Source organism: Halomonas sp. MS1, assembly GCF_024182575.1.
Taxonomy (GTDB): domain Bacteria; phylum Pseudomonadota; class Gammaproteobacteria; order Pseudomonadales; family Halomonadaceae; genus Vreelandella.
The window spans coordinates 4,591,205-4,602,758 of record NZ_CP098926.1; the positions used below are offsets into that span (position 1 = coordinate 4,591,205).

9 protein-coding genes are annotated in these 11,554 nt (G+C 50.4%); all 9 read right to left on the minus strand.

The features are described 5' to 3' along the window. Positions 1-168 precede the first annotated feature (168 nt). Complete coding sequence (locus tag NF683_RS21135; RefSeq protein WP_253920922.1) at positions 169-1,197, minus strand: glycosyltransferase family 4 protein; 1,029 nt, start codon at positions 1,195-1,197, stop codon at positions 169-171. Next, on the minus strand, positions 1,194-1,955 hold the full coding sequence (locus tag NF683_RS21140; RefSeq protein WP_253920923.1) for a DUF4214 domain-containing protein: 762 nt from the start codon (positions 1,953-1,955) through the stop codon (positions 1,194-1,196). Before NF683_RS21140 ends, NF683_RS21135 begins: the two co-directional genes overlap by 4 nt. Then, positions 1,952-3,145, minus strand: a complete 1,194-nt coding sequence (locus NF683_RS21145; RefSeq protein WP_089037395.1) for an ABC transporter ATP-binding protein — start codon at positions 3,143-3,145, stop codon at positions 1,952-1,954. The genes NF683_RS21140 and NF683_RS21145 overlap by 4 nt, the downstream gene beginning before the upstream one ends. A gap of 48 nt (positions 3,146-3,193) precedes the next feature. Then, positions 3,194-4,045, minus strand: a complete 852-nt coding sequence (locus tag NF683_RS21150; protein ID WP_232471446.1) for an ABC transporter permease — start codon at positions 4,043-4,045, stop codon at positions 3,194-3,196. 51 nt (positions 4,046-4,096) lie between these two features. Then, the gene (locus NF683_RS21155) at positions 4,097-6,994 is read right to left on the minus strand and encodes a glycosyltransferase (RefSeq protein WP_253920924.1); all 2,898 of its coding nucleotides are present in this window, start codon (positions 6,992-6,994) and stop codon (positions 4,097-4,099) included. Next, positions 6,987-7,238 (minus strand): hypothetical protein, encoded by a 252-nt coding sequence (locus tag NF683_RS21160; protein WP_089037392.1) that lies wholly within the window; start codon positions 7,236-7,238, stop codon positions 6,987-6,989. Before NF683_RS21160 ends, NF683_RS21155 begins: the two co-directional genes overlap by 8 nt. Positions 7,239-7,279: 41 nt before the next feature. Further along, the gene (locus NF683_RS21165) at positions 7,280-8,455 is read right to left on the minus strand and encodes a glycosyltransferase (RefSeq protein ID WP_253920926.1); all 1,176 of its coding nucleotides are present in this window, start codon (positions 8,453-8,455) and stop codon (positions 7,280-7,282) included. A 139-nt stretch (positions 8,456-8,594) separates the two neighbouring features. Further along, on the minus strand, positions 8,595-10,034 hold the full coding sequence (locus tag NF683_RS21170) for a mannose-1-phosphate guanylyltransferase/mannose-6-phosphate isomerase (protein ID WP_089037391.1): 1,440 nt from the start codon (positions 10,032-10,034) through the stop codon (positions 8,595-8,597). Between the two features lie 138 nt (positions 10,035-10,172). Next, the gene (locus NF683_RS21175; RefSeq protein WP_253920927.1) at positions 10,173-11,549 is read right to left on the minus strand and encodes an undecaprenyl-phosphate glucose phosphotransferase; all 1,377 of its coding nucleotides are present in this window, start codon (positions 11,547-11,549) and stop codon (positions 10,173-10,175) included. Positions 11,550-11,554: the final 5 nt, after the last annotated feature.

Sequence of the window (11,554 nt, forward strand, 5' to 3'; positions counted from 1 at the left end):
TATAAAGCGATGCGAGCAACTCTTGCAATACTAGATGGGCATGATGCCCGCTGTGGCAAGAGGAACACACTAGTAAGAAATCGCTAGCAACGCTTTAAAAGCAGGCTTCCCCAGGTAGATTACTGATTTTGATAGACCTTTAAATAAGCACAACAGGAACCACTGTTTCTATTCATCATAGACTAACGTTGTGACAACATGATGCCATGAAATGTTTGCCGCTTGGTAGGCTTCACGACCTTGGTCTCCCATCCGCTTAGCCATAGCACGATGAGTATAGGCTTCATCTAACACGTCAGCTAACGCTTGAGGACTTGGCTCACAATGCCACCCCGTTACTCCATGCTCAACAAATCCTGTAGGACCACCGCTATCTGTGCAGGTAATGACGGGCTTCGAAGCCAGCATGGCTTCCAGAGTGATATAGCCATAATCCTCATCGAAAGTAGGGAACGCCACAGCCAATGAGTGCGCATACAAAGTGAGTTTTTCCTGCTCAGAAATATGCCCTAAAAAACGCACTCGGTTGCTCAGCTCTAACTTATCTATCTGAGTTTCCAGCTGGCGTCGCTGACTCCCCTCTCCCGCTAGCAATAATGTCACAGGCGTTTTCGTCAACGCTAAGGCATCTATTAACAGCGACTGGCGCTTTAACGGCTCTAGGCGACTTGGATAAAATACGTACCCCCAATCGTCACCACAGACAAACTGCTCTGCCTGATAAGGTGGGTGATAAAGCGGCACTGCGGACAAACCGTTGTAGTGACTTAGACGCTCAGCTACACGAGGCGAATTAGCATACAAACGCTTGGCAGCACCAAGGTGGCGCTGATCAAATGCTTCCACCTGCGGCTTTAAGGCTGTCAAGGCAGCACTTGCTTGTGAGGGGTTATAGAGCTCATAACAAACACGGTGCTGATGCATCAACCAGATAACATGCTCGGGATGCTGCACACCGTAGGTAGGAAACTGCAGGCTGATTACACGATCAACCGCCACATCGTTTGGCGCACTGAGATCTAACTGTTCGGCGAACATCATCTGACGTTCAATTTGGGCTTCCTCGTAGTGAAATGGCAGGCGTAGGCACTCCACTTGATGGCCATAGAGTCTCAGCGCCGCGACTAACCCGTCTACGTGATAGTTGGCACCGCCCGCAATAAAAGGAGTATGGTTGGCCGTCACCAAAACCTTCATGGCGTTTTCTCCTCGTTATTGCTCAACTCCTGCTCAGCGCGCTTCAGCATATCCATCATCGCAACCGCTTGTTCAGCAGTTAGCCATTTAGCAAATTGAGCACTACCTGATGATTGGTCATACGACGCAGCATTTATCTGTGCCACGATACGCTGCTGAACATTCGCCATTTCTGCTAGAGTCATGGCAAGCGCTCGATGCTCCTCCTGACGCTTTCCATAATGGGCGAGAATGTCATAGTACTCACCTGCTTCACGCCAGCGCTGTTCATAATGGCGCCACACTAGCCTCGCTACCAATCGCCAAGCCCCGCGCCCTATACCTGGAAGACAAACGAGACGCTGCCGCAAACCACACAGCCTAAGTAAATGACCAGGCAACTTTAACCGTTGCTGCTTGGCATACTCTTGCGCCTCACCAGACTCCAGCAATTCAATCAGCGTGGAAATTCGTCCTTCACAGGCAGCCATCTGCTGATAGTAGGCAGCACCTTGTTGGTCTGATGAGCGCCCAATCAGAAAGATGTAAGCACGATCTACAAACACTTCATCATCAAGATGCGCACTCATCAGCTCAGCCAGGCGCGGCTGCAGTGGTTCATAAAGTCGATGGCGTGACAGTTTAAAAATAGGCACAAGGCGCTTTTGCCATAGCGTGAACCAACTCTCGATGGCCAGTGAATTCTGTGTATCCACTAGCATCGATTCATCTTTGAGCTGCTTGATCAGAGCATCTATGTCGCGCTCAGGGTCTGTCATACCAAGGGCCCCATATCAAAAGAGCAGTCTAATCGACAGAAACCCGAAAACTTGCTGTAGCGATAGCCTGCCACTTCAAAGGTGTCAAGGCTGTCATGCCACCAGTAACAATCATCCAAATGGTGGTCACTGGAATGTAGTGCTGCAGAAAGGGTGTACTTACCTGGCGCAATATCCGCCTTAATACGTACCACAACCTCGCGCTCTTCGCCTTCTACCACAGAGAACACAATCTTGTGTTGATGGGTATTCTGGCCAAACACATCCTGCCCGTAACGGTCACGCAGCAGTACACCTAGAGCGACATCATCGAGCGTAGCATTTGCTTTGAGACGTAAATGAATCTCTAAAACTTCGCCACTCGCAATCATCGGGCTTTGACTATCTTGCCCCTGAACATGGCAATGGGTTACCAACACTTCTTGGGTACCAAAAGCACCGGATTCCCCATCACGTAAATCATCGCCCTCAGCCTGTTCGGCCATAATGCGATTGTAGTGATTAACGGCGCCTTCAGAGTCTCCGTCATAAATTAGACGCCCTCCTTCAAGCACAATCGCCCGATCACACAGCACTTTCACGGCATTAAGATCGTGGGAGACAAACAGAATCGCCCCACCTTCCTGCTTAAACTGACGAATACGCTGAATGCATTTTTGCTGAAAATAGCCGTCCCCCACTGAAAGCGCTTCATCCACCAGAAAGCAGGCGGGGTCAGCGTGAATCGCAATAGCAAACCCAAGCCGCATGGCCATGCCCGAGGAGTAAGTGCGCAACGGCTCATGGATATAGTCACCCAGCTCGCAAAATTCAATAATTGCGTCTCGATGGCGCTCAATATCCGCGTGGCTCATACCCAGCATTAAGGCATTAATCGTGATGTTATCGATGCCACTAAGTTCTGGATTGAACCCCGTCCCTAGCTCTAACAGTCCCGTGACACGGCCATCGATATGCAGACTGCCGGCATCGGGCATCAGCACACCAGTAAGCAGCTTCAGCAACGTGGACTTGCCGGCACCATTGCGACCTAGAACACCCAGCACTTCACCTGCAGCAACTTCGAAGCTGACGCCATCCAGCGCGATATGCTGAGTGTGATAATTTTTGCCTGTCAGGGCTTCTTTCAAACGCTCACGTGGCGAGGTGAACAGCTTGAAGGATTTATGCAAATCTTTAACAACTATCACAGTCATCTCCTGAGGCGCTGAACGCTAACAATGTGCGCTGTACTTTTATTACAACGAATCGCGCAAATCCCGTTCGGTGCGTTTAAGCAACCAGAAGGCGGCATACATCAATCCAAGGGTTATCACCAGCATTGTCGCCAACCCTGCAACGCTTGGCAGGCGTTGATACAGTATCAGCTCACGATAGGCGTCAATAAACTGAAACATCGGATTAAGGCTAATCAACCCCAGTGCCCAAGCTGGAATAATATCGTCAACATATACGATCGGTGTCAGCCAGAACCAAACGGGTAACAGCACTGCGACACCTTCACGAATATCCTTCAGATAAACGGCTAGAATGGCCAACAAAAATCCCAGAGCATAGGTAAAGCCCAGCTGCAGGGCCAGCACAAAGGGTATCCCTAACCAGTGCCAGTCAATAGAAAACCCGATCATCAACAAAAATATCGCAAAAAAGATCATGCTGATCAGATATACCACTAATTCAGCAAACAGTACCGAGAGTGGCAACGCCGCTAGCGAGGTATTGACTTTGGTGATCATCCCCGCCCGTTCAATAAACAGATTGGTGATAGCACTTAAACTTTTCGCAAAGGCCGTCCAGGCGAGAATGCCGCTGATCAGATAGATGCTATAGGTAAACCGCTCGACTTCAGCGCCGAAGCCTTCAAGCCGCGCCCCCATAATGGCCGAGAAGATCAGCACAAACACCAGGATATTAATCAGCGGTGAAAGCAGCGTCCATATCCGGCCTAGCACTGAGCCTTTATGGCGGTCTACCAACTCCTGACGCGTCAGCAGGATAATCAACGGCAAGTGCTGCCGCCACCAGCTCAGGGTTTGACGCAGTCGCTGCGCCAGCGCTAAGCGTGGCTTGCTGTTACCAAGCAATGCCATGAACATGGCTCCTTTGGTGGATCATCAACTTCGAAGAGTAATTAGCATCATTTAGCAAAAATGGTCGCTTAGCACTGCCGCCAGCCATTGCTGGCTACTTTGCTGCCAGTCAAGGCACGGCATACCATCAGATCCTGCCACCTGATTAGCTTGCCAGTCCCGAACCCAGTCCTGAAGTGCTTGAGCCAACGCTTGCGGCGTATCCGCATTAAAGTATGTGGCGTACTTGCCTGCCACTTCACGAAAGACGGGGATATCTCGAGCGAGGATAGCGATGCCATGATGAGCCGCCTCGATCAGTGGAAGACCAAACCCTTCCCCATAGGACGCGGCCACCAGCACATCACTGCGCCGGTAAAGAGTCTCCAACAGCGTATCACTGGCACCCTGAGCCCAGAATAACTGTGTGTTTCGCCGCGGATGCTGCTTAATACGGCGGATCAAATCACCGACCTGCCAACCTTGCTTACCAACGATCACCAGATTGATATCGGCACCATCAGACCAACACTGCTCCAGTGCGTCCAGCACCTGACGATGGCCTTTACGTGGCTCAATCGTGCCAACCATCAGCAAGGTAGCGCCCTGGCATTGCGCTAACGGCTCAAGCCACTGGCGCTCGACTTTGCTTAACGCTGCATCAGCGCTATTTGCAGGAGACTTAAAATCAGCGCCAAGATGAAAATGTTGAACCCAGGGCCGGTGTTCTTTAGCAGTTTCCCGCTGATCCAACTCAGCTTCGACTACATCAGCAACATGCCGTGATACGCAGGTAATGCCATCCGCCAGCTCACTTATAGAAGCAAACCACTCATTCATAGTGGCCGGAATATGTTCAGGAAAACACTCTGGCAGGGATAACGGCAGTAAATCATGAACAGTAAAATAGAACCTGACGCCGGAGGCACGCATCCGACGCATCACATGCCCCGCCTGCTTTAACAATGGCGGCGCCCATTCAAGCGTTACGTAGCGATCTCCGGGACGCGCTTCAATAGGTACGTCAGGACCTGGGGGCGTAAGGCCTAGTTGCTCACTCGCGAAGCCACGTGCGAGATAAAAATCGTCTCCCCCCCAGCGAATCAGCTCAACCCTCCAGCCAGCGGGAGGATGACGTAGAAGATGGTCAGCAATACGCCGCGTGACACGCTCGATGCCTGTTTTTAAATCTTCCCAAGCGATCGTACTGACATCAAACAACAGCCTTGGCGTACATTCATCGGGGGTAACATCTACATCGCTCAGTACCCGAGTCAGTTGCTTAGCCGTTTCAGGTGTTTGTAGTGCCGCGTTCAGCGGCGCATGTGCCGCCAACTGATCCAGAAAGCGCTCATAACGGTAACGAGGTGCTACTAATGGCGCATCTATAATCGCCTGCCGATATTGCTCAGCCACCGTCTCTGGCGCCAAAGTTGTCGCCACGTAGTCGCGCCCTGCCTGACCCAGGAGCTCACGTTCATCGTCATGAGAACACAGTTGGCAAAGCGCTTCTCGCAGCGGCGTGACCAACTGCTCTCCAGCTCCATCAGCTAATTGCCAAATACACTGCTCAGGTAGTTCTGCACTGCTACCATGAGCATTAGCAATTACCGCAACGCCATGGGCCATAGCATCAAAAATAGCTCCCGAGGTCTCACCTCGAGATTGCGTGCGTAGCTGGACGGCAATATCGGCTGCCTGCAACCAGTGCTGATACTCTTCGCGAGAAGCATAGCCGGTAACAGTCACTTGGTGACCATTGGGGTGTTGCTTAAGTCGACGCGCCAACGCATGCCCATATTCACCACTATGTTGAGCACCGACCAGCACCAACCGTACGGAGCGTCCTGTTGCACTAGCCACAGGAAGCGCTTGTGCATCAGCATCACCCAGAAAAGCATCTAACAACACGTGTGTCAGCTTTTTGGGATTAACTCCCCCAAAGCTAGCGATGACTCGCTCGTCAACAGCTATTCCTAATGCCTTACGTGTTGCTTGCTTATCAAACGGCATCGGTAACTGACGTAGATGGGGAACCAAGTAAGTGGGTGCCAGCTGCCCCAACTGCCAGCGATCGGCCAGAGAACGTGCGAAAGCGGAATGATAGATCATCCCGCCAGCCTGATGAGTGACCAAACCATTCACCGGGAACTGCTCGGCACCTCGGGCATCTTGCGCTGCTTCGGCATGGGCAAGTAACGCCGGATAACCGTGATCAATGTAGAGTTGCTGGAGCAATGCATTAGGCTTCAGTCCGCTTTCATTAAGCCACCAAACAGCATCAAACAGAAAGTAGTCGTGAAGTACGACAATACCCGGGTGGCGTTGCAGCAAACCAAACTGGTAAGCGTGATAAAGCGAATTACCTATTTGGTAGACGGTGTAATCAAACTCGCTGGCACGCTGACTAAAGGTAGCTGGATCGATACACTCAAATGCACGACTCAGCTCAACATCAAGCTCAGGCTGGTCAACCACCAACGTAAGTGTGAAATGAGGCGCTAAATACGGTAGGAGTTCCGCGCTATAATTGGCAATGCCAGTAGCCTGCGGCGGTAAGGGTGACACAAATGCCAGTGTAGGCTTAGCCGCAGTAGTTGGCGGAGGAACTGGAGAAGCAGCCGTTAATGTTTCGCCGCTGGCAATATTGACGATGGCGGCGGGATTCATGGCATTCGCCATATGCTGCACGACAATATCCACCAAAGCGTCACTGACTGACGCCAATACGTCCTCTTGCTCACGTAGCAAGGCATGACAGCGCCTTGGCGCAATGCCAAGCTTAAATAGATGCCGATGGCAATCTATCAGAGCAGTCTGATCAAAACCAAGCAGCAGCACATGAGCATCAGCGATGTTTGCAGAGCCATCCTGCATGAACGCATCCGAGAACGCAGCCAACCAATCTTCCAGCCGGGTGAATCGCGTTGTATGACGAGCATCGGCAATATAAAGCGTGACATTATTCATGAGTGGCTTGCTTCCTGCGCCGCTCAAGGCCATCCATCAACCGCTGCTGACGCTCTCCATAACCTTCGATTCGGGTTGACACTGCAAGGTCGCTATACTGGCCCGCCTGCACCAATCGAATGACCCACCCTCTTAATCTTGGAAATGGGCTCAGCAAACGCTGCCCTAACCACTTAAACGTCGGGTAGCTGATCAGCTTCTTTATGATAATGCGCAGTCGCTGTTTGATGGCAGCCTTGATCACGCGTCGCTCCTTGTGCATTCAAATCGTTCACTGGATACGTTTCAGTGCTTTTTTGTCGACATTGCGCTTAACTTTTCATCCACCAGCATTGTTAAACGCTGAGTAAAGCAGGCGTTACTAAACTGCTCGGCATGGCGGCGACAAGCAGCCGGTGAAAAATCGCACTTTTCGAATATTTCAATCGCTTGCCCCAGGCTAGCTGTCGTTTGCTCGGCAAAGTGGATACCCGTGGCATCCTCGTTGTGCTCCAACCCTTTGACAGTTTCCAGCGCGCCACCATCTCCAAACGCAATAACAGGCGTGCCACAGGCTTGAGCCTCTAAGGGTACAATGCCGAAGTCTTCATCAGCGGCAAATACAAAGGCTTTAGCGCGCTGCATAAGATGATGCAGCTTCTCACCTTGCAGATAGCCCAGCAGCTCAATATTTTCGTGGCCTTCTGCGAGTCGCGCTAAACGCTTGAGCTCTGGTCCGTCACCAACCACTTTCAATGGACGCTTCATTGGGTCCTGAGCAAATGCCTGTACGATCAAATCCATGCGCTTATACGGCACCAACCGCGATGCCGCTAGATAATAAGGCTCTCGCGGTCCGGTATAGAGAGCAAAGCTATCGGTATCCACCGGAGGGTAAAGCACGTCTGACTCACGGCGATAATACTTAGCAATACGCTGCGCGACATTCTGCGAGTTAGCAAAAAAAGCATCTACTTGCGTGGCCGTAAAATAATCCCACTGGCGCAGACGCTTGAGCGTTCTACGCACATAGAAGTTCATTCCCGGCAAACGGAAATGCGCATCTTCCAGGTAAGCTTCCTTCATATCCCAGGCATAGCGCATAGGCGTGTGGCAATAACATAAATGAATCTGCCCAGGATGAGTAATCACTCCCTTAGCTACCGCATGGCTAGAGGAGATCACCAAGTCAAAGCCACGTAGGTCAAGTTGCTCTACGGCGTAAGGCATCAGCGGTAAACAGTGCCGATAAATGCGCTTAATAAACGGCAGACGTTGCAAGCCACTAGTATGAATACGGTGCTTTGTTAGCCAAGGAGCACTGTCGTGATTAAGCGTGTGTACCAGTGTCAATATTTCTGCTTGTGGGAAGACCTCCGCCAACCCTTTTAGCACTTTTTCGGCACCACCGTTAACCACCAGCCAGTCGTGCACAATCGCAACTCGCAGGTGCTGAAAACGTAGCATAGGGCCTACTTGCATGATGACTGGCCTTTTCTATTGAACGAAATAAAGCGCCATAGCTTAAAGTAAGCATGGCGTTAGCTCCAGAAGATAAGACAAACACAGCGGTAATTAATGTGCGTAAAAAACAGAACTGATTGATTGACCGCCTTTCAGTTTATTCGCGCCCATACTTATCGTTGTAACGCACAATATCGTCTTCTCCCAAGTAAGACCCGGTTTGCACTTCGATAAGTTTCAGAGGAATAACGCCTGGATTTTCCAAACGGTGAACGGTGCCCAGCGGGATATAGGTGGACTCATCTTCGGAGAGCAGGAAACTACGCAGATCGGAAAGGTCACCATGCCCCTCGCCCTGCGTAACCCTAGCAGTACCTTGCACCACAACCCAATGCTCTGCGCGATGGTGATGCATTTGCAAAGACAGCTTCCCCCCAGGAACCACAACAATTTCTTTTACCTGGAAGCTGTCAGTCAACACCATAGTGCGATAATGCCCCCATGGTCGATATACCTGCTGGTGCGATTGGGACTCTTTGCGACCTGCCGCTTTTAAAGCATTGACGATAAGCTTGGTATCTTGCGCTTGGCGGCGATCGGCAACCAATACGGCGTCATCTGTCTCTACAATAATCAGGTTATTAACGCCCACAGCAGCCACTAAGCGAGACTCGCTGTACACCAAACTATTTTGCGTTTGATGGAGCATTACATCGCCATGAATGGCGTTGCCATTTTCCTTATCTTCGCTTGAACGCAACGCGTGCAATGCGTCCCAAGCGCCAACATCACTCCAGCCGGGCGACATCGGCACTACCGCCGCCTGACGGGTATGCTCCATAACGGCATAGTCAATAGATTCACTACGGCACTGCTCAAAGGCTTCTTCGGAAATGCGCAAGAAATCCATATCTTCGGACCGCTGCTGATACGCCGCCTGACAATTAGCCAAAATGTCGGGCGCATGAGTCTTAAGCGCTTCTAAATAGCAGCTGGCTTTGAATAAAAAGATACCACTGTTCCATAAATAGTCACCGCTAGCTAAATAAGCTTCAGCAACTGCTGCATCAGGTTTTTCGACAAATGCGGCAACTGAGAACCCCTCGCCAAGCCCCTCGCCACGCTTAATATAACCATAGCCGGTGTGAGGCGTCGTGGGAGTGATGCCAAATGTAACCAACTTATCTTGCTGACTCAGTACTTGGCCTTTTTTTACAGCCTCGGCAAACGCCTGAGTATCCTTGATAACGTGATCAGCAGGCATCACCAGCAGCTCAACTTCTGGGTTGGCTTCAACTGCAGCAAGCGCCGCCAGAGCTAGTGCGGGGGCGGTGTTGCGACCAATCGGCTCAAGAATAATCTTACTTTTCTCAAACCCAAGTTGTTGCATTTGCTCGGCGACTAAAAATCGATGCTCTTCGTTACATACAATAATAGGCTCGCCCGCACCTGAGACATCATTGAGCCTTAAGGCTGCTTCCTGCAGCAAGCTAACGTCTTGTTTATGCAGGTTTAGAAACTGCTTGGGATAGTGTTCGCGTGAGACGGGCCACAAACGCGAACCTGAGCCTCCAGACAAAATCACAGGTAATATCATCTTTCCTCCTTGAGATAAGCCAGTGGTTAGCGCTAACCATCCCGCCTCAATATCATTAACTATTTGTGCAGCCTATCGTTAAACAAGGCTGCAAAATTATGAACCATTAATGGTGCACAAACGCTCAGGCTGACTTAATTAGGGCTGACCATTAATAAAACCACGTGTCAGCGTCATAATCAGTATTTTAAGATCAAACCCCAATGACCAGCGTTCTATATAATACAAATCATATTCCACACGCTTTTCCATTAGCTTAACGTCTTCGGTGATACCACGCAGACCGCTCACCTGAGCCCAACCTGTCATACCTGGCTTTACACGGTGCCGTTGCATATAGATATCAATATGATCTTTATAATGATCATTATGGTCCATCGCATGGGGACGTGGCCCAACAAGCGACATACGCCCCTGCAGCACATTGTAGAGCTGAGGAAGTTCATCTAGGCTGGTACGTCGTAAAAAATGCCCGATAGGGGTTATACGGTCATCCCCATAGGCAGCTTGCTGAGTTTTGTTGTCTTCATGTAGACGCATGGTCCTGAATTTATAAATTTTGAAACGCTTACCGTCTAACCCATGCCGCTCCTGCTTAAACAGTACAGGCCCGCCCATCTTCCAACGGATTGCCAGAGCAATGGCTAACATGACGGGACTAAATACCAAAAAGAGAACAAGCCCCAACACACGATCTTCAAGCGCCTTCACAAAACGCATGGGTCCATTGAGAGGCGTGTAATTTAGCTCTAGCGAGTAAAGCCCTGCCACTTGGGTAATACGATGATTAAGTAGGCGAATGTCGGGCAAATCAGGGAAAAAACGAATGCTAGTAGGAATACCTGCCAGTAGGCGCATTAGATGACGAACACGGTTTCCCTGAACGAGCGGATAGCCCAGCCATATTTCATCAAACTCACGCTGAAAAACATTGGCTTTCGCAAAATCTGCCATTTCATGAAAGAAGGTCGCATCGTCTTCGTCGATATAGTGACCAACGACGATATAGCCAGCTTGGGGAGTATCCACGACTCTCTTTTCAAGCCGCACAACATTGGCCTGTTTACCAATTAACAGGACACGCTTTAAGTTGTGCCCTTTGGCACGTAGACGCTTTAAATAGCTGTATAAAAAAGTACGCATCAGACTGCCGGTTAACAGCACGGCCAGTGATGCCCCCCCCATCCACAAGCGCGAAAAACTTTGCGTGCCCTGTATGGCAACTAGCAATAAGCTAAGCAAACCAATCGTGGCAAGCCATGTAACCGCATAAATGCCGAGCATGGTGTATAGGCTGCGGCCACGCCATGGCTGGTAGAGTCCAATTAGCTCGCCTACTGCTGGCAGCAATAGACTGCCAATAAGTATTAAAAAAAGATAATCATTGCCGTCGGAGTCGATATCCGGCATTAACCAAAAGGCAACCAATGCCACTAACGTGGCGATTGCCGCATCGAAACAACGCATAGCGCGCCGTAACCATTCGCTACCCTGGTTTGTTTTAATAACGGCCATAGTTA